Here is an 18205-nt window from a genome sequence, read left to right as displayed (position 1 = left end):
TAACCATACATTAACAGCCTAAACGCTAATAATTTTCCAATTTGCGGCCACGAATTTAAGGTCTTTAATACGCATAAAATGATAGAAAACAACACCTCTGTAGATATTGCTAGTTTAAATGAGAAAATAGAGAGGGAAAGTGCTTTTGTAGATTTACTAAATACCGAAGTTAATAAAGTAATCGTTGGGCAAAAGCATATGATGGAGCGATTGCTTATTGGTTTATTAGGGCAGGGTCATATTCTGCTCGAAGGTGTTCCTGGTTTGGCAAAAACCCTCGCAATAAATACGCTTTCGCAAGCCGTTCACGGTAGTTTTAGTAGAATTCAGTTTACACCAGATCTTTTGCCCGCAGATGTTGTGGGTACCATGATCTACAATATGAAACTGAATGATTTCAGTATTAAAAAAGGACCCATTTTTGCAAATTTTGTCCTTGCCGATGAGATTAACAGGGCTCCAGCCAAAGTACAATCGGCTTTGCTGGAAGCAATGCAGGAGAAGCAGGTAACTATTGGAGAAGAGACCTTTATTTTAGATAAACCTTTTCTTGTAATGGCAACGCAAAACCCCGTAGAGCAGGAGGGAACTTATCCTTTGCCAGAAGCCCAGGTAGACCGTTTTATGCTGAAAACCGTAATAGATTATCCCGAAATTAACGACGAACAGTTAATTATGCGCGCTAATTTAAGAGGGGAATTTCCAAAGGTTAATCCGGTGGTGAGCATTGAGCAAATTTTACGTGCACAACAAGCTGCCAGGGAAGTTTATATGGATGAGAAAATTGAAAAATATATCCTTGATATTATTTTTGCTACTCGTAATCCTGAAAAATATAATTTAAAAGATCTAAAGCCTTTAATAAGTTTCGGCGCTTCACCAAGGGGAAGTATTAACCTTGCGCGGGCTTCAAAATGCTATGCTTTTATAAAACGTCGTGGTTATGTAATTCCAGAAGATGTTAGAGCGGTGGTTTTAGATGTACTTCGCCATAGAATAGGAATTACTTACGAGGCTGAAGCCGAAAATATAACTTCAGAAGATATTGTGCATAAAATTGTAAACGAGATAGAAGTTCCATAAACCTTGTAGGTTACTTGATTTTCGCATTTTCCAATTAATTGCTGTGTAAAACACAACCGCTTCCTGATGGATACCAAAGAGCTTTTAAAAAAAGTAAGAAAGATTGAAATAAAAACCCGGCGTTTGAGCGATCACGTTTTTGGTGGGGAATATCATTCTACTTTTAAAGGTCGCGGGATGACTTTTAGTGAAGTACGGCAGTATCAATTTGGCGACGATGTTAGAAATATAGACTGGAATGTTACCGCTCGTTACAATGAACCTTTTATCAAGGTTTTTGAAGAAGAACGGGAGCTTACCATGATGCTTATGGTAGATGTTTCAGGTTCAGAATTCTTCGGAACACAAAATCAGCTTAAAAAAGATGTGATTACTGAAATTGCTGCAACTTTAGCTTTTTCGGCTACACAAAACAACGATAAGATTGGGCTGATGCTTTTTTCAGATCAAATAGAACTTTATATTCCCCCTAAAAAAGGAAGGTATCACGTACTACGAATTATTAGGGAATTAATAGAGTTTAAGCCTAAATCTAAGAAAACCGATATCGCTGCTGCCATAAAATATCTCTCTAATGTTATGAAGAAAAAGGCGATTGTCTTTATGCTTTCAGACTTTATGGATGATGATTATCAGCAAACTTTAAAAATTGCCGGTAATAAACATGATGTCACAGGAATTAGAGTTTACGATCCTGCCGAAGAAGAAATTCCAAATTTAGGACTGGTACAAATGTTGGATGAGGAAAGTGGCGAATATGTAACTGTTAATACCGGTTCAAAATCGGTTAGAAATAATTACGCAAAACACTACCGGGAGAGATCGGCTTATTTTAATGAAAGTTTTACGCTTAGTGGCGCTGGGGTGATCAATAATCGCGTAGACGAGAGTTATGTAAAAAAATTGCTGGGTTATTTTAAAAGAAGAGGTTAAAAACAATGAACAATAGAATTTCAACATTAGAAACTTATAAAGTGGCGGTTATGCTGCTTTTTCTGTTGTTATCATTTCAGGGTTTTACCCAGGAACCCAATATAAATACTAGATTGGACTCCACTTCTATCAAGATCGGGGAGCAGGTTATTTTTAGTATTGAAGTTGAAACCGATTCTACCAATTTGGTGATTTTCCCTGAAGGGCAAACCTTTGACCCAATGGAAATGGTAGAGTCTTTAGGTGCCGATACCACGACGGTAGAAGATCGTTTTAGGCTTATAAAAAAATATTCGCTTACCCAATTCGATTCAGGAGTTTACACTATTCCGCAGCAAAAAATTATTATTCAGAATCGGGAATATTTAACCGATTCTTTTAGAGTTGAGGTTGCCGATGTTCAGGTAGATACTACCCGACAAAAAATGTATCCTATAAAACCTGCGGTAGATGTTCCTAAAGCTTTTAGCATTCCAAACTGGGTTTGGTGGTTATTGGCAGTATTAATTTTATTAGGTGTAGCATTTTATTTTTTCCGAAGAAGAAAGAAAAGGAAAGAGGCTGAACCCGAACTACCTCCTTATGAACAGGCGATGTTCGAGCTTAAGCAATTGGATAACTCCTCTTTATTGCAAGACCGGGAAATCAAGGAATATTATTCTCAGCTTGCATTTATTGTAAGAAAATATCTGGACAGAAAAATCTACGACAGGGCGCTGGAGAGTACAACTTCAGAACTTATCGCTTACCTGGAATTAAGAAAACAATCTGGAGAGTTAAGCCTGAAAGATAAATCTATAGATAACCTTCAGCAATTATTAAAACGAGCCGATTTGGCCAAATTTGCCAATTCCAGACCCGATGTAATTACCGCAAAAAGCGATCGTACCAAAGTAGAGCATTTAATTAAAGACATTAGGCAGGTGGTTCCTGAACCTACTGAGGAAGAATTGATGCAGGATGAAAATTATCGTAGGGAAAAACTTTTAAAGAGAAGAAAAAGAAGAATTATTGCGGTTATTGGCGGCATTCTCATTCTGGGAATTGTAGTCGTAACCATTTTGGTAAACACTAAAGGTTTCGGTTTCGTAAAGGATTCAGTATTTGGGAATGAAACCAGGGAATTGCTTGAAGGCGATTGGATTAAAAGTGAATATGGTACTCCAACCGTTACCATTACCACACCCGAAGTTTTAGTAAGGCACGATGTAAAAAGAGGAGATGAGCTACAGGAAATGTTGCTGGGGAGTGAAACCTTTGATGCTGGAACTTTAGAAGGTAATTTATATACTTTGCTTATTACCGGCCCGGTGAATCCGCAGGGAGATTTTGATCTAGAGAAAGCAGTAGATGGGATTTACGAAAACCTGGAATCTCAAGGTGCGCGAAATATTATAATGAAAGAAGAAGAATTTTCTACCATAAATAGCACAAAAGGCATTAAGGTTTTTGGAACTTTTAATCTTGAAAATCCTATTACCGGAGGCCCCATAGAAAAGGAGTATGCTATTCTTAATTTTGGTGCAAATGGCGGTTTCCAGCAAATTATGGTGGTGTTTGATGAAGATGATGAGTATGCTGAAGAAATTTTACAACGAATAGAGAATTCTATAGAATTGAAAAACCAGGCTAATTGATGTTTGCTAATTATACATTCGAGAATCCAGAATTTTTCTGGTTGTTATTGCTGCTTTTGCCGGCAACAGCCTGGTATTTCTGGAAACGTAAACAGCAAACGCCAGAGCTAAGAATGTCTAGCGTAAAAGGTTTTAAGGTAAAGCAATCGATGCTTTCAAAATTAAAACCGGTGCTTTTTGTACTTCGCTTGCTAGCGCTGGCTTTTTTAGTGGTAGCAATGGCACGCCCAAGGACGGTAGATGTTACTACGCAAAGTAGCAACATTAGAGGAATAGATATTATAATGGCTATAGATGTATCTGCCAGTATGCTAGCCAGGGATTTTGAACCTAACCGATTAGAATCTGTAAAAGAAGTAGGAGCAGAATTTATTGAAAATAGGCCAACCGATAGGATTGGTCTTGTACTTTTCGCCGGCGAAAGTTTTACAAAAACGCCTATTACCAGTGATAAAAGCATTGCGCTGCGTGCAATTGAAGAAATTGAATACAGTAATATTTTGCAAAACGGTACGGCAATTGGTTCGGGATTAGCCACAGCGGTAAACCGATTAAAAGATAGTGATGCAGAGAGTAAGGTGATAATTTTATTAACTGATGGAGTTAACAATTCCGGGTTTATTGATCCAAAAATCGCCAGTGAGCTCGCCGTAGAGTTTGGGATAAAAACCTATACCATTGGAGTGGGAAGTAATGGAAACGCACTAACGCCTGTTAATGTTTTAGCTAACGGAAAATTTCAATATGGTGTGCAAAAAGTAGAAATAGATGAGGCTTTATTGCAACAAATAGCATCAGATACCGGTGGAAAATATTTTAGGGCCACTAATAATGAAAAGCTGGAAGAAATTTATGAAGAAATAGACAGCCTCGAAAAATCTGAAATTGAAGAATTCAGATATTATAATTATACTGAAAAATTTAGGCCTTATGCTTTATTGGCAATAGGATTACTGCTTTTTGAAGTACTCTTGAGATACACAGTGTTCAGAGGCTTTATTTAAAAAATGGAAATATAAGTTTAATGATCTTAGAAGAGAAAATATATTTATGGCTTTTGCTGCTTATTCCAGCGGTAATTGTGCTGTACCTGGTTTTTAGGATCTGGCAAAAACGGGCAAGATCAAGATTTGCCCAGCCGCCGTTGCTAAGCTTCCTTGCTCCCAACCGATCTTCTTTTAAGCCATTCTTAAAACTTTTGCTAATACTTTTGGCACTGAGTAGTGTGGTTTTGGGATTGGTAAATCCTAAAGTGGGCTCACAGCTGGAAACCGTGAAACGGGAAGGTGTAGATATTGTTTTCGCTATAGACGTTTCAAAAAGTATGGAGGCTGAAGATATAGCTCCAAATAGATTAGAAAAATCTAAGCAGTTGGTAAGACAAATTATAGGAAACCTTGGGAGTGACCGTGTTGGAATTATCGCCTACGCAGGGAGCGCTTTCCCGCAGTTACCTATTACCACAGATTATGGCTCTGCAAAGATGTTTCTGGAAAGTTTAAATACCGATATGCTTTCTTCACAGGGCACTGCCATTGGAGATGCCATAGACCTTGCTACAGGTTTTTTTGACGATAATCAGCAAACCAACCGGGTAATGTTTATTCTTAGTGATGGGGAAGATCACGAGGGTAATGCCGAAGATATGGCAGAAAAAGCTGCAGATGCCGGTATCCAGATTTATACTATTGGTGTGGGGACTGCTAAAGGAGGGCCAATTCCCATAAAAAGAAATGGCGTAGTGCAGAATTACAAAAAAGATAATCAGGGTGAAACCGTTGTTACCAAATTGGATGCAGAAGTACTTAAACAAATTGCAGAAGAAACAAACGGAGAGTATATTGATGGAAGCGTAACTTCAGAAGTTACCGAAAAGGTACAGGAAGCGCTTCAGAATATTGAAAAAACAGAATTTGAAGCAAAGCAATTTGCCGATTATAAATCGCAATTTCAATGGTTTGTAGGTTTGGCAATCTTTTTGTTATTGCTGGATGTATTTATGCTGGAAAGAAAAACCGGCTGGATAAGAAAACTGAATTTATTCAACGAGAAAAGAAAAACAGAGGAGTGATCTAATGAGAGGTTTTTCAACTAACATATTATTTGTGATATTCGGCTTGTTGCTCATATTTCCTGTCGTTGCTCAACAGCAAGATAAAGAACTGGAGAAAGCTAAAAAAGAAGCAGGGGAATTTATGCAGGAAGCCGATGCCGCTTTGGGAGAAAACGATTTCCCGAAAGCAGAAGCCGCCTATAGAAAAGCTATTGCCAAAGATCCTGAGAATAGCGATGCGAGATACAATATGGGAAATATGTATTATACCCGTGACAATGCACCGCAAGCCACACAGCGATACAAACAGGCAGCGGAGATTGCCGAAACAAAAATAGCCAAACACAAGGCGAACCATAATCTTGGGAATGCTTATATGAATCAAAAAAGATATCAGGAAGCCGTAGAAGCTTACAAAGATGCTTTAAGAAATAATCCTACAGATGATGAAACCCGTTATAATTTAGCATTAGCAAAAAAAATGCTGGAGCAGGAACAAGAACAGGATGATAATCAGGATGGTGGTGATGATGAGAACCAGGATGATGAAAACCAGGACCAGGAGAATCAGGATGAAAACCAGGACCAGGAAAACAAGGAGGAGCAACAAGACCAGGGTGAGGGTGATAATGAAGGAGACCAGGATAACCAGGATCAGGACCAGGAAGAAAAGGAAGGTGACCAGGAGGAACAGGAGGAACAAGATGGCGAGGGAGATCAGGAAGAGCAGGATAAAGAGCCTGAAGAGGGCCAGCCACAGCCGCAGCCTGCTCAAGGACAATTGTCGCCAGAGCAAATACAAAGCTTGTTAGAAGCTATGAATAATGAAGAAAGAAAAGTGCAGGATAAAATAAATGCAGAAAAACAAAAAGGCGCCAAGGTTAAATCTGAAAAAGATTGGTAGAATTTTTGATACATTTCTTTCCAAAATCATATATCTCAAAAGAAAGGGATTTTATAGATGAAGTTTAAATTTTTAATTCTTAGTATTTTATTTTTTACCGGGATTGGTTTACAAGCCCAGGTTAAGTTTGAAGCTAAAGTTAGCAAAGACCGCCTTGGGGTAAATGAACGGCTTCGGGTAGATTTTGAAATGAACCAGGATGGCGATAATTTTCGTCCTCCATCTTTCGATGGTTTTACCGTTGTGGGCGGCCCAAATCAATCGGTGAGTAACCGTTGGATCAATGGCGACCGAACCTATTCTAAAACTTATTCTTATTATTTACAGCCTAATTCCAGGGGTCGAAAAACCATCACCCAGGCTGAAATTACTGTAGATGATAAAGTGTATAAAACCACTCCAATAGATATTCAGGTTACCGCTGCGGTAGAAGAACCAAAAGACGGTGATAATTCTGATCTTATAGCTTCAGATAACCTGCATTTGGTAGCTGAAGTTTCTAATTCAAATCCCTATTTGAACGAAGGAATTACAGTAGTGTACAAGCTATATGTAAGTCCACGTATAAGCGTTAGCAATTTTAGAGAAGTAGATAGTCCTAAATTTTCTGATTTTTGGAGTCAAAATATCGAAATTCGGGAGTTAAGGCCAGAAAATGGTGAATACAGAGGTGAGCCTTATCGTTATGTAATATTAAAGAAAGCAGTCCTTTATCCGCAGAAAACGGGAGAACTGGAGCTTGAGCCCCTCACTTTGTCAGTTTCTGTAGATGTTCCAAGTGACAGGCGTGACATTTTTGGCAGTAGAATTTATAAAACTGTAAATAAAACTGTAGCAGCCGGTACCAGGACTATAGATGTTAAACCTTTACCAGACGGGAAACCCGCTGGGTTTACTGGAGCTGTAGGGAAATTTAGTTTAGATGTAAGCACGACAAAAGATAAATTAGATGCTTCAGAATCTTTAGAAGCTACGGTTCAGGTTAAAGGAAATGGGAATCTAAATTTATTTGAATTACCCGCATTGCAGGTACCGTCTTCTCTTGAAATTTATAATCCCGAACGAAAAGAAAATGTTACCACCACCTTAAACGGAAAGCAGGGTAGTATTACAGATAGTTATACTATCGTGCCAACGAGAAAGGGACAATACCCAATCCAGCCTTTAACTTTTTCATATTTTGATCCAGAAACACAAACCTATAAGAGTTTATCATCTCAGGAAATCTTAATTGATGTTGAGGAGGGACCGGTTTCCTCGGGCAGTGGAATTGCAGAAAACAGTAAACAAGTGCTCAACCTGCCATCTGACCAGTTTAGATTTATAAAAACAAAATCAAATTTTAAACCCCTGGAGCAGCAGGCATTTTTTAGGTCCTGGACGTATTGGGGCTCTTTAATATTGCCATTTGTAGCGATTCCATTATTTATTTTATTTGGAAAAAAGAGAGAGGCCATCGCGGCAGATGTTCATGGAAATCGTTTGAAGAAGGCAAATAAACTGGCAAGAAAATATCTTTCTGAAGCAAAAAAGAATCTTGGTGATCAACAAAGTTTTTATGAATCTCTGGAGCGTGCAATGCATAATTATTTAAAAGCAAAACTTCATATTCAAACTGCTGAAATGAGTAAGGAGCGAATTTTAGAGATTTTGAAGCAAAAAAATGTTCCCGATGAAACATCTACAGAATTTATTGAGGTTTTAAAAAGCTGCGAATTTGCAAGGTACACCCCGGCGTCAAATTCTGCGCAGCAGGAAGATTATGATAAAGCGGTAAGGGTAATTTCAAAACTAGATAAAGAGATTTAGTATGAAAAAGCTGATATTAATTTTACTGGTGTTTGTTTCGCTCGTGACTCAGGCACAGAACCCAACGCTTTTTGAAGAAGCTAATGACGCTTACGCGAATGATGATTTTGAAACTGCCATAGCCAAATATGAAGAAATCCTGGCAAATGGAGAAACTTCTGTAGCGACTTATTTTAACCTGGGGAATGCTCATTATAAGTTAAATAATGTTGCTCCCAGTATTTATTATTACGAAAAAGCATTACAGTTAAATCCTACAGACGAGGATGTACAAAACAATATAGAATTTGCGCGAAGCATGACTATAGATGATATTCCGGTTAACGAAGAAACGGGGTTCCAAAAGAGTTTTAATAAGTTTATATCTACTTTTTCTTACGATACCTGGGCTTACCTTTCCATTATTTTTTCTGTAATTTTTGTGGTTCTGTTCTTAATGTATTATTTCAGCCGGAGACCGCTGGTTAAAAGAACACTTTTTGGAATTGCAATTTTTGTATTTCTACTTGGGGGAATTTCAGTGTTTTTTGCCTTTCAGCAGCAGGAGATTCAGTTCAATAACCAATTCGCAATTATTTTTTCAGAAGAAGCTGAAGTGAAAAACGAACCTTCACAGCGCGGTGAAGCAGCTTTTATGCTTCACGAAGGAACTAAAGCAAGGATATTGGAGGATTACCAGGGTTGGGTGAAAATAGAGCTCTCAAACGGCACTCAGGGCTGGATGGAAAATAATACTTTGAAGCGTTTATAAACAATATGATGTTGCCTTAACATTAAAATTGTACGATTTTCTTTTAATTAGAACCAATTGTTGTTATTTTTGCAATTGTGAAAAAACTGGCTTTTATATTCTCATTGATCTTCCTGGCATTTATAACGGTGCCCTGCATTATTGCATGCATGGATAAATCAATAGATATTTCGTTTGTTTTTAATATAAATGAAGAAGAAAGCTCTTCTAAAAATCAGATTAATCTGGAATTTAACTTTGAGGAGCAACAATCTAATTACGCAAGTATTCAATTTCTTAAGAAACAAGAGTTTACAAGAGATCTTTACACTGAAAATTACCCAATAATTTTTCTAGACGTTTTATTTCCCCCACCCAAATTAGCTTAATCTAAATCATTTCTTTCTGGATTTTTAATAAGTTTCTCGAAGCTTTAAGAATTGAGTAAGTTTTTTTACTTACAAAAATCCAATATCATATTTTAATTTTAGATTCTAGAGATCTTCCAATTTTCCTTAAATTATAATAAGGTTTAGGTCTCAACTTAACAAAGCGTTTTATATGTTTAAGCATCTTAATAAAGATTTTCCCGCAAGTATTGTAGTATTTTTTGTAGCTATACCTTTATGTTTAGGAATAGCACTTGCCAGTGGAGCCCCATTATTTTCAGGTCTTATCGCCGGTATGGTAGGGGGTATAGTCGTAGGTAGTATTTCTAATTCCCAATTAGGGGTTAGTGGTCCTGCTGCAGGTCTAGCCGTTATTGTTTTAAGTGCCATCCAATCTTTAGGTAGTTATGAGATTTTCTTAGTTGCCGTAGTTATTGCCGGATTGCTCCAGATAATAATGGGAGCTTTAAAGGCCGGTATTATTGGCTACTATTTTCCATCATCAGTAATCAAAGGAATGTTGGCTGGTATTGGTATTACCATAGCAATTTCACAAATCCCAAATGCTTTAGGTTTTTCCAGTGATTTGGAAATTTTTTCCATAGATGGGGGAATTGGTTCTGCATTGAGCAAGTTGGCTAACAACCTTCATTATGGTGCAATTCTAATAACATTAGTTGCATTGGCAATTATGCTTCTTTGGGAAAAGGTACTTACGGGTAAACATAAAGTTTTTAGTATAGTTCCCGGTCCTTTAGTGGCTGTAGCTATGGGAGTTATATACTATCTTGTAGTAGAAGGTCCTGCTTTCGGAATTCAGGACTATCAATTGGTTACTGTACCCGTTCCGGAAAGTGCGTCTTCATTTATTGGGCAATTTTCTATGCCTAACTGGGCTGAAGTTATAAATTCTGAAGTTTGGGTGGTCGCAATTACAATTGCAATTGTAGCCAGTTTGGAAACTTTATTGAGTGTTGAAGCTATCGATAAATTAGACCCTTTAAAAAGAACTACCAATACCAACCGCGAACTTTATGCACAGGGTGCTGGTAACATGATCTCTGGGCTAATTGGTGGACTGCCAGTTACTCAGGTAATTGTAAGAAGTTCTACAAATATGCAATCGGGTGGTAGGACCAAGCTATCTGCCATTTTGCATGGGTTTTTAATTCTTATTTCCATTATCGCTATTCCGACTGTATTAAATATGATACCCCTATCTGTACTGGCCGCCGTTCTGTTGCTGGTAGGTTATAAGTTAGCCAAACCGGCGTTGTTTAAGCAAATGTTTAAATTAGGAAAAGGACAATTTCTTCCCTTTATAGTTACTATTCTTGGAGTTGTATTTCTTGATCTTTTAATGGGAATTGGCCTTGGACTTGCTGTAGGTATTGCGGTAATTTTAATTAACAGCTACAAAAATTCTCACTTCCTACATAAAGAAGGTTATGAGAATAATGATGGTCATTATAAAATCACCCTTGCCGAAGAACTTTCCTTCTTAAATAAAGGTGCGATTTTAAGAGAGTTAAATGCCTTGCCAGATGGAGCAACTGTAGAAATTGATGTTAGAAAGACCAGGGTTTTAGATTATGATGTGCTCGAGATTATGGACGAATTTTCAATTAAGGCAAAACGGAAGGATATAACTATAAAGCTTATTTCTGATAAAGGAGAAGTAGTGAATCCTGATAGCTTTAGAAGATTTTTCGGGTTGGATGTTCCAGTTTAAATTATAGCATAGCGTTTTATTTAGGAGGAAGTTTGAGGAGTCTTTATCTCGTTAGGATGACTAATTAAAAAGATTTTTAAACTTCCTCTTTTTCATTTCCGAAGAGACCGTTTTCATCGTCAATAAAATCACGCTCTTTGGCTTCTCTTATTATGGAAGGAAGAAGGACAGGAGCAATTGCTTTAACCGGGGCGTAGAGTTTAGATTCTTCAAGACTTTCTTCGCTAACCAAATCTATTTCTTCGTTAGTGGCTCCAAAAAACATGATCACCACGCTTGCTACAAAGGCTGTTTTTAATAATCCGAAAGCACCTCCCAATAATTTATTTACAATACCAAGTGCCACAAAACCCGCCATTTTGGTTAGGATTTTACCGGCGAGAGAAATTATAAAAACAATAAGAATAAATGTGATGGCGAAAGCGATTAGGTTTACATACTCTGAATCCCAGTCCATATTTTCAGAAAAGAAATCGCTTAAAATATAAGAGAAATGGATGGCGCCATAAATACCGGCTACAAAACCTACCAGGGATGCAACTTCGGCCAAAAGTCCTCTAAAAAACCCCCTAACAAGTCCGTAAAGCAGAATTAAGGCCAGGACGATATCTACTGTATTCATGATTCAAATATAATAAAATCTCTTTGCCAAGTTCCCAGGGAATTTAAATTGAAAAAATTTAATCAAAACGAATTTATATTTCGATCTTGTATAAACTAAATTCAACAAGTAAGATCTTATCTTTGCAGCATGACACGAGACGAAAATTTGAAAGGCAGATGGGAAGGTTTGCAAAAAAAACTTTCTAACCAGTTTGCCGATGGAGAATCAATGGATCTGGATGCGATAATTTATGTAATTGGTATTCAGGAATTAGGGCAGCCTCACAAAAAATTTAAGAAAGACCATAAAATAGATCTAATGCATATTGCCATTTGCCGTTTGCTGGAACCTTACGGGTATTATGAATTTGATTATTTTGATGATGATGGCTGGCCGCATTATAAGATTTTAGAGCAATTACCAACGCTTAAAGCGGGCGAACAATCGGTTTTAATGAAAGAGGCCATTGTAAATTATTTTATAAATAACCAATACATAGATTAAAGGCGCCACGTGCTGCCTAAAACTACATTTTTACTAAATTTGCCCTTTTGAAAAGAAAAGGATCTCATGATAGATAAAATTAAGCAACATATAGCTGAAGTAGAAGCTTTTAAAACCGAATCGGCTAAAGAAGTAGAAGCCTTTAGAATAAAATATCTTGGTAAAAAAGGAATTTTAAACGATTTCTTCGCTTCTTTTAAAGAAGTGCCTAACGAGCAGAAAAAGGAGTTCGGGCAGGCGGTGAATTCACTAAAAAAAGCTTCTGAAGCAAAAGTTGCTGAACTTAAAGAAAACCTGGAAAGTAAACAGGAAGAAAAAGGAATTTATGGCGACCTTTCAAGACCGGGAGAACCAATCGAGATTGGTTCACGTCATCCTATTTCTATCGTGAAAAACCAGATTATCGAGATCTTTTCTAACATTGGTTTCAATGTTTCTGAAGGCCCGGAAATGGAAGACGACTGGCATAATTTTACTGCCCTTAATCTGCCGGAATATCACCCGGCGAGAGATATGCAGGATACCTTTTTCATTCAGACAGATCCCGACATTTTATTGCGTACCCATACTTCTTCGGTACAGGTGCGGTATATGGAAAATAACAAACCGCCAATTAGAACAATTTCTCCAGGAAGGGTTTTTAGAAATGAAGCAATTTCTGCGCGTTCCCATTGTATTTTCCACCAGGTAGAAGGACTTTATATTGATAAGAATGTCAGTTTTGCAGACCTTAAACAAACTTTGCTTTACTTTACAAAACAGTTATTTGGAAAATCTAAAATAAGGCTTAGACCTTCTTATTTTCCGTTTACCGAGCCAAGTGCTGAAGTTGATATTTACTGGGGTCTGGAAACTGAAACCGATTACCGAATAACAAAAGGAACCGGGTGGCTTGAAATAATGGGCTGTGGGATGGTAGATCCTAATGTGCTTAGAAATTGTAATATTGATCCTACTGAATATTCAGGTTTTGCCTTTGGGATGGGAATAGAGCGTATTGCGATGTTATTATACCAAATTGGAGATATTAGAATGTTCTATGAGAACGATCTAAGATTTCTAGAGCAGTTTAAATCTTCGTTTTAACTAATTAGCCTGGCCAAAAGCCGGATCATTAAATAATTGACTTATGAAAAAAATTGGATTAGTTGTTTTTGGTATTTTGGCACTGGCAGTAATTATTATTTTAATTGCAGTAGAAATTATTGAATTTGCCCTAGGAGCTATTTTATTAGGTATTGCTGCACTTGTCCTTTGGGGAATGTTTAAATGGGCTAAAAATAAGATTGAAGATTAGTGAGGAAAGATATTGACATTCCAGAAGTTAACAACGTTTATGTTGCGGCTGTGAAGGTTTACAACGAGTCTTTTAAGGTAGATGAGTGGACCGCTTATCTCATTAATGATAGCGATGAAACTATTGAAATGGCTTTAATTGTAAGTAAGGGTTACAATAAAGAAAAGGAAACTTCTACCATACGCCATAAGCTTGAAAAGCTTCATTCTAAATCTTTCGCGAAAATTGAATTTATTCAGGAAGAAGTGCTTGCGCTAAATAACCAATTTCAGGTTACTTTCTTCGCTGAAGGTAAGATGTATGAAAAGAATTATTTATTCAGAAAAAACAGCATAAATGAAAAAGCTTTACGTGAAATTCCAATTATTCCTAATAAAGGAGTTTTAGCTGAATAATTAACTTAGGTAAGCTTTTCTGCAAGTTTATTAATCACCTTTTTCGGATTTTTCCCTTCATAAAGAATTCCATAAACAGCATTGATTATTGGGGTTTTGGCGCCTTTATCTTTATTTATTTTATAGGCACTTTCGGTAGCATAATAACCTTCGGCAACCATACTCATTTCCATTTGAGCGCTTTTTACGGTGTAGCCTTTACCAATCATATTTCCAAACATACGGTTTCGGCTAAATACTGAATATCCTGTTACTAATAGATCTCCCAGGTAAGCTGAATCATTGATGTTACGCTTCATCTTATGCACTTTTTTGATAAAACGCTTCATTTCCTTAATAGCGTTACTCATTAACACACTCTGGAAGTTGTCTCCATATCCTAGTCCGTGTGCAATTCCGGCGGCTATAGCGTAGATATTCTTAAGCATTGCTGCATATTCGGTTCCTGTTACATCATCGCTTATTTTGCATTTAATGTATTCACTCTCCAGGTTTTTCGCCACAACTTTTGCCTTTTCCTCATCGGTACAGGCAATGGTAAGGTAGGAAAGTCTTTCCAGGGCTACTTCTTCAGCGTGACAAGGGCCTGTAATTACTCCAATATTATCGGCGGGCACGTGATGGTATTCTTCAAAATGTTCGCCTACAATAAGGCTGCTTTCCGGCACAATTCCTTTAATTGCTGAGAAGATAACCTTATCCTCTAGCGAAACCGTTAAAGCATCTAATTCACGCTTTAAAAACGCCGAGGGGATAGCGAAAATAATATAATCGGCAGCTGCAATTGTTTTATTAAGATCATTGCTTAGTTCTAATTGATTTACATCAAATTCTACCGAGCTCAGGTAATTAGGATTATGATCCTGCTTTCTAATATGCTCTATGGCGTAAGTGCTACGCATATACCAATGAATGGTACTTAGATTTTCACTTAACATTTTTACGATTGCGGTAGCCCAGCTACCTCCGCCAATCACGGCAAATTTTGGAGAATTATCCATAGGTTGGTTTTCTGTAATTCAAAAATAAACAATTTTCTAGTATATCTAAAGAGACCGATATTATAAAGCACTTTCCTGAGGATTAATCAAAAAAACAGCGAAAAAACTTTAACATATTTAAATTTTGGAGTTGGCAATTCCCTGATTGTTTTTGCGTTGTCTTATAGACGACGAGTCCTTCTTTTTAAAGAAGATGGATTTTCTTAGTTTTTGGTTGGTTATTTAGTTTGAAAACCGCAGACTCACAATTTTATTGTAGTCTGCGGTTTTTGTTTGACTTTTAATCAGTAGGAAAAATCTAACAAAAATTTAGGAGTTGAAGTATATGAAATATAAATTTCCTTTCGTATTTTTCTATTCACTAACTTAGTAATCAGCATTATGGGAATATTTTCATTTATAAAGGATGCCGGAGAAAAACTCTTTGGTAAGGATAAAGAAAAAGAAGAAGAGAATATAGAAATCACTGAAGCGAAAAAGGAAATTATAAGAAAAGAGAATGCTAAAGCTTCTCAAAGATTGCTGGACACTATAAAAGGGCTTGGCTTAACCGTAGAAAATCCGGTAATTGACATTGAAGGAAACACAGCAATAATTTATGGTCTTGCCGATACTCAGGCGGTACGAGAAAAAATAGTGCTTGTAGTTGGTAATTCTGAAGGAATTGCTAAGGTAGATGATAGGTTAGCCGTTAAAATTGAATCTCCTGAAGCCGGTTTTCATACGGTAGAACGAGGTGAAAATTTAAGCAAGATCGCCAAAGAGCATTATGGTGATGCAAATAAGTATACAATGATCTTTGAAGCCAATAAACCAATGCTTAAAGATCCAGATAGAATATATCCCGGGCAGGTTTTACGAATTCCCCGCCTGGAGCAGAAATAAAGGTTAAAGACTGTTTAAAATTTTTGAGGTTGTTATATTGAGGGCAGACGACGTCCTATAGCTTGTAGTTCCACAATGAAAAAAGTAGGTTCAATCAGCTAACCCGAACGACTAAAATTAGACTTTTAAACAGTCTTTTGTTTTTATCTATTTAAAAAAATTCATCAGTTTAATATACTCCCAAACCGCGTCAGGTAGCATAGGTTTTATAAATTTCCCCTCCTTTACAGATTTTCTAATGAATGTAGATGAAATCTCTACCACCGGCGCTGCTACCCGTTTAATTTTAAGATGATCTTTAAATTCATTTTCAACCTTGCCACCAGAAATTCTGGGATACACGTATATTTCATAGTTTTCTAAGATCACCTCGTAATTCTTCCACTTATGGAAAGTTTTCAGGTTGTCTTCTCCCATAATTGGGCAAAATTCATTGGTAGGATATTTCTCCTGAAGATGCACCAAAGTAGTGCTGGTATAGTTGGGCTGTGGTAGGCTAAATTCAGCATTAGAAGGCTTTAAATGCTCATAGCCTTCACAAGCTTTGTATACCATTTCCAGCCTGTGATGATTTTCTAAAAGTGTATTTTTATTTTTATGCGGATTATGCGGAGTGACCACCAGCCATACTTCATCTAAATCAGAAAACTCGGCCATATGGTTGGCAATGATAAGATGCCCAATATGAATAGGGTTGAAAGTCCCAAAAAACAATCCGACTTTTCTGTTCATGGTATATTTAGAATTATGCTTATTGCCAACTGCTATTGGCCTTTGCAACTTTTTAATTCAGCTTATATCATTCTTTTTTTCTGCACCCAAATAGCTTGCCACAAGGTCATAAGCTTCCTGAAGTGCGGTATCCAAATGATGGTTTTCAATAATAAAATCAAATTGCGGAGCCGTTGCAAGTTCAATAGAAGCTTTCGCAACACGCATACTTATCTTATCATCGGTTTCTGTTTTTCGCTTTTTTAAGCGAATTTTTAATTCTTCAATACTTGGAGGTTTTACAAATACAGCCAGGGTTTTTTCGGGATAAATATTCTTAATATCCAGCCCGCCTACAACATCAATATCAAAAATCACATTTTTTCCGTGAGACCAAATGCGTTCTACTTCGCTTTTTAAAGTTCCGTAAAAATTATCGCGATATACCTCTTCCCATTCCAGGAATTCGTCGTTTTTTATCTTCTTTTTGAAATCTTCTAAAGAAAGAAAGTAATAATGCTGCCCGTCTTTTTCTTCGCCTCTTGGTGCTCGTGAAGTAGCCGAGGTCGAAAATTCAAGGTTTAGTTCTTTATGTTTCAATAAATGTTGGACTATCGTTGTTTTTCCCGATCCAGATGGTGCCGAGAAGACGATAAGTTTACCATCGCTCATTTAAAGTACGTTTAATAGTTGTTCTTTTATTTTTTCCAGCTCGTCCTTCATTTGCACCACCAATTGTTGCATAGGAGCGTAGTTAGATTTACTACCAATTGTGTTGATTTCACGACCCATTTCCTGGGAGATAAAACCTAGCTTTCTTCCGTTAGAATCGGGAGAATTTATGCTTTCGTTAAAATAAGCAAGATGATTCTCCAGCCTTACTTTTTCTTCTGTAATATCAAATTTTTCAATATAATAGACCAATTCCTGTTCAAAACGGTTTTCGTCTACATTCTCTTTAAGATCAGCTACACCTTTTCTAAGGCGTTCCTTCACAGCATCTACACGTTCAGGATCTATTCTAATCACTTGCTTAAGTAAGGCTTCAATGTTATTCACCCTAAGCTTAAGATCCTTCTCTAATGCTTCGCCTTCATCTTTTCTAAACTGGGTGATTTCTTCAAGTGCTTCAATCACCGCCGTCTCAATTGCTTTAAATTCAGATTCGTCTATTTCTTCACGTTCGGTGGTAACAGCATCAGGCATTCTTACTGCCATTTTCAGCAATTCGGTCTCATCGCCTTCAACAATACTTTTCAACTGCTGCATGTAATTTTTCACCACGCCCCGGTTAACAGAAGCGGTAGTTTCTTCGCCGGTGATCTCGACAAAAAGGGAGAAATCCACTTTTCCTCGAGTGAGCGATTTTGAAATTGTGTTTCTTAGTTGAAGTTCTTTTTCGCGGTACTGCGAAGGAATCCTGGCGTTTACATCAAGGTTTTTGCTGTTAAGCGACTTGATCTCTACGGTAACTTTTTTGGATGGAAGCTGCGTTATGCTTTTCCCAAAACCTGTCATTGACTGAATCATGCGTGATT

Annotated in this window: 19 protein-coding genes; 14 read left to right on the top strand and 5 right to left on the bottom strand. The window is 37.2% G+C overall.

Going from position 1 to position 18205, the window contains the following annotated elements; all coding sequences use genetic code 11:
• The first annotated feature begins 78 nt into the window (after positions 1-78).
• From FG27_RS08750 to FG27_RS08705, 9 genes are all read left to right on the top strand, one after another.
• Positions 79-1083, top strand: coding sequence for an AAA family ATPase (locus tag FG27_RS08750; protein WP_369794107.1), 1005 nt, complete (start codon positions 79-81; stop codon positions 1081-1083).
• 66 nt (positions 1084-1149) lie between these two features.
• A complete protein-coding gene (locus FG27_RS08745; RefSeq protein WP_037318081.1) occupies positions 1150-2016 on the top strand; it encodes a DUF58 domain-containing protein in 867 nt (288 codons plus the stop codon).
• Between the two features lie 5 nt (positions 2017-2021).
• Positions 2022-3653, top strand: a complete 1632-nt coding sequence (locus FG27_RS08740; RefSeq protein WP_051935805.1) for a DUF4381 domain-containing protein — start codon at positions 2022-2024, stop codon at positions 3651-3653.
• Positions 3653-4657: a VWA domain-containing protein gene (locus tag FG27_RS08735; RefSeq protein ID WP_037318079.1), complete on the top strand. Its 1005-nt coding sequence runs from the start codon at positions 3653-3655 to the stop codon at positions 4655-4657. Before FG27_RS08740 ends, FG27_RS08735 begins: the two co-directional genes overlap by 1 nt.
• 20 nt (positions 4658-4677) lie before the next feature.
• On the top strand, positions 4678-5724 hold the full coding sequence (locus tag FG27_RS08730) for a VWA domain-containing protein (RefSeq protein WP_037318077.1): 1047 nt from the start codon (positions 4678-4680) through the stop codon (positions 5722-5724).
• A gap of 4 nt (positions 5725-5728) precedes the next feature.
• A complete protein-coding gene (locus tag FG27_RS08725) occupies positions 5729-6610 on the top strand; it encodes a tetratricopeptide repeat protein (protein WP_037318075.1) in 882 nt (293 codons plus the stop codon).
• 57 nt (positions 6611-6667) lie between these two features.
• Positions 6668-8419, top strand: coding sequence for a BatD family protein (locus FG27_RS08720; protein ID WP_037318073.1), 1752 nt, complete (start codon positions 6668-6670; stop codon positions 8417-8419).
• Between the two features lies 1 nt (position 8420).
• Positions 8421-9170, top strand: a complete 750-nt coding sequence (locus FG27_RS08715; protein ID WP_037318071.1) for a tetratricopeptide repeat protein — start codon at positions 8421-8423, stop codon at positions 9168-9170.
• A 540-nt stretch (positions 9171-9710) separates the two neighbouring features.
• Positions 9711-11270 carry a SulP family inorganic anion transporter gene (locus FG27_RS08705; protein WP_037318067.1) on the top strand — a complete coding sequence of 520 codons (1560 nt, stop codon included), beginning with the start codon at positions 9711-9713 and terminating at the stop codon, positions 11268-11270.
• A 76-nt stretch (positions 11271-11346) separates the two neighbouring features.
• Here the strand turns inward: FG27_RS08705 and FG27_RS08700 are convergent, their stop codons facing one another.
• The gene (locus FG27_RS08700) at positions 11347-11892 is read right to left on the bottom strand and encodes a CvpA family protein (protein ID WP_037318065.1); all 546 of its coding nucleotides are present in this window, start codon (positions 11890-11892) and stop codon (positions 11347-11349) included.
• Positions 11893-12021: 129 nt separating this feature from the next.
• Here FG27_RS08700 and FG27_RS08695 point away from each other — a divergent pair, with 129 nt between their 5' ends.
• The 4 genes from FG27_RS08695 to FG27_RS08685 all read left to right on the top strand — a co-directional run bounded on the left by FG27_RS08695 (position 12022) and on the right by FG27_RS08685 (position 14070).
• Positions 12022-12378, top strand: a complete 357-nt coding sequence (locus FG27_RS08695; RefSeq protein WP_037318063.1) for a hypothetical protein — start codon at positions 12022-12024, stop codon at positions 12376-12378.
• A 66-nt stretch (positions 12379-12444) separates the two neighbouring features.
• Entirely contained in the window at positions 12445-13464 is a 1020-nt protein-coding gene (pheS, locus tag FG27_RS08690; protein WP_037318061.1) for a phenylalanine--tRNA ligase subunit alpha, read from the top strand.
• Positions 13465-13507: 43 nt separating this feature from the next.
• Entirely contained in the window at positions 13508-13675 is a 168-nt protein-coding gene (locus FG27_RS19135; protein WP_156101219.1) for a hypothetical protein, read from the top strand.
• Positions 13675-14070: a hypothetical protein gene (locus tag FG27_RS08685; RefSeq protein WP_037318059.1), complete on the top strand. Its 396-nt coding sequence runs from the start codon at positions 13675-13677 to the stop codon at positions 14068-14070. The genes FG27_RS19135 and FG27_RS08685 overlap by 1 nt, the downstream gene beginning before the upstream one ends.
• A 5-nt stretch (positions 14071-14075) precedes the next feature.
• On the opposite strand, the gene FG27_RS08680 is transcribed toward FG27_RS08685, so the two are convergent.
• Positions 14076-15071, bottom strand: a complete 996-nt coding sequence (locus FG27_RS08680; RefSeq protein WP_037318057.1) for an NAD(P)H-dependent glycerol-3-phosphate dehydrogenase — start codon at positions 15069-15071, stop codon at positions 14076-14078.
• Between the two features lie 381 nt (positions 15072-15452).
• Between FG27_RS08680 and lysM the strand changes: the two genes are divergently transcribed.
• On the top strand, positions 15453-15956 hold the full coding sequence (gene lysM / locus FG27_RS08675; protein WP_037318055.1) for a peptidoglycan-binding protein LysM: 504 nt from the start codon (positions 15453-15455) through the stop codon (positions 15954-15956).
• 147 nt (positions 15957-16103) lie between these two features.
• On the opposite strand, the gene nadD is transcribed toward lysM, so the two are convergent.
• From nadD to FG27_RS08660, 3 genes are read right to left on the bottom strand one after another with little or no spacing between them, the layout of a single operon-like run.
• The gene (gene nadD / locus FG27_RS08670; protein ID WP_037322087.1) at positions 16104-16688 is read right to left on the bottom strand and encodes a nicotinate (nicotinamide) nucleotide adenylyltransferase; all 585 of its coding nucleotides are present in this window, start codon (positions 16686-16688) and stop codon (positions 16104-16106) included.
• 57 nt (positions 16689-16745) lie between these two features.
• Positions 16746-17339 carry a guanylate kinase gene (gene gmk / locus FG27_RS08665; protein WP_037318053.1) on the bottom strand — a complete coding sequence of 198 codons (594 nt, stop codon included), beginning with the start codon at positions 17337-17339 and terminating at the stop codon, positions 16746-16748.
• Positions 17340-18197 carry a YicC/YloC family endoribonuclease gene (locus FG27_RS08660; RefSeq protein WP_037318051.1) on the bottom strand — a complete coding sequence of 286 codons (858 nt, stop codon included), beginning with the start codon at positions 18195-18197 and terminating at the stop codon, positions 17340-17342.
• Positions 18198-18205 lie beyond the last annotated feature (8 nt).

This window comes from Salegentibacter sp. Hel_I_6, from assembly GCF_000745315.1.
Classification (GTDB): domain Bacteria; phylum Bacteroidota; class Bacteroidia; order Flavobacteriales; family Flavobacteriaceae; genus Salegentibacter.
The sequence above is the reverse complement of the archived record's forward strand: the minus strand, read 5'-3'. Positions and strand labels throughout refer to the sequence as shown.

Excerpts from the sequence above, each read along its gene's own strand:
- FG27_RS08705 (WP_037318067.1), top strand. The coding sequence starts at position 9,711 with ATGTTTAAGCATCTTAATAAAGATTTTCCCGCAAGTATTGTAGTATTT.
- FG27_RS08750 (WP_369794107.1), top strand. The coding sequence starts at position 79 with ATGATAGAAAACAACACCTCTGTAGATATTGCTAGTTTAAATGAGAAA.
- FG27_RS08695 (WP_037318063.1), top strand. The coding sequence starts at position 12,022 with ATGACACGAGACGAAAATTTGAAAGGCAGATGGGAAGGTTTGCAAAAA.
- FG27_RS08700 (WP_037318065.1), bottom strand. The coding sequence starts at position 11,892 with ATGAATACAGTAGATATCGTCCTGGCCTTAATTCTGCTTTACGGACTT.
- FG27_RS08735 (WP_037318079.1), top strand. The coding sequence starts at position 3,653 with ATGTTTGCTAATTATACATTCGAGAATCCAGAATTTTTCTGGTTGTTA.
- FG27_RS08680 (WP_037318057.1), bottom strand. The coding sequence starts at position 15,071 with ATGGATAATTCTCCAAAATTTGCCGTGATTGGCGGAGGTAGCTGGGCT.
- gmk (WP_037318053.1), bottom strand. The coding sequence starts at position 17,339 with ATGAGCGATGGTAAACTTATCGTCTTCTCGGCACCATCTGGATCGGGA.
- FG27_RS08715 (WP_037318071.1), top strand. The coding sequence starts at position 8,421 with ATGAAAAAGCTGATATTAATTTTACTGGTGTTTGTTTCGCTCGTGACT.
- FG27_RS08725 (WP_037318075.1), top strand. The coding sequence starts at position 5,729 with ATGAGAGGTTTTTCAACTAACATATTATTTGTGATATTCGGCTTGTTG.
- nadD (WP_037322087.1), bottom strand. The coding sequence starts at position 16,688 with ATGAACAGAAAAGTCGGATTGTTTTTTGGGACTTTCAACCCTATTCAT.
- lysM (WP_037318055.1), top strand. The coding sequence starts at position 15,453 with ATGGGAATATTTTCATTTATAAAGGATGCCGGAGAAAAACTCTTTGGT.
- FG27_RS08745 (WP_037318081.1), top strand. The coding sequence starts at position 1,150 with ATGGATACCAAAGAGCTTTTAAAAAAAGTAAGAAAGATTGAAATAAAA.
- FG27_RS08660 (WP_037318051.1), bottom strand. The coding sequence starts at position 18,197 with ATGATTCAGTCAATGACAGGTTTTGGGAAAAGCATAACGCAGCTTCCA.
- FG27_RS08720 (WP_037318073.1), top strand. The coding sequence starts at position 6,668 with ATGAAGTTTAAATTTTTAATTCTTAGTATTTTATTTTTTACCGGGATT.
- FG27_RS08730 (WP_037318077.1), top strand. The coding sequence starts at position 4,678 with ATGATCTTAGAAGAGAAAATATATTTATGGCTTTTGCTGCTTATTCCA.
- pheS (WP_037318061.1), top strand. The coding sequence starts at position 12,445 with ATGATAGATAAAATTAAGCAACATATAGCTGAAGTAGAAGCTTTTAAA.
- FG27_RS19135 (WP_156101219.1), top strand. The coding sequence starts at position 13,508 with ATGAAAAAAATTGGATTAGTTGTTTTTGGTATTTTGGCACTGGCAGTA.
- FG27_RS08740 (WP_051935805.1), top strand. The coding sequence starts at position 2,022 with ATGAACAATAGAATTTCAACATTAGAAACTTATAAAGTGGCGGTTATG.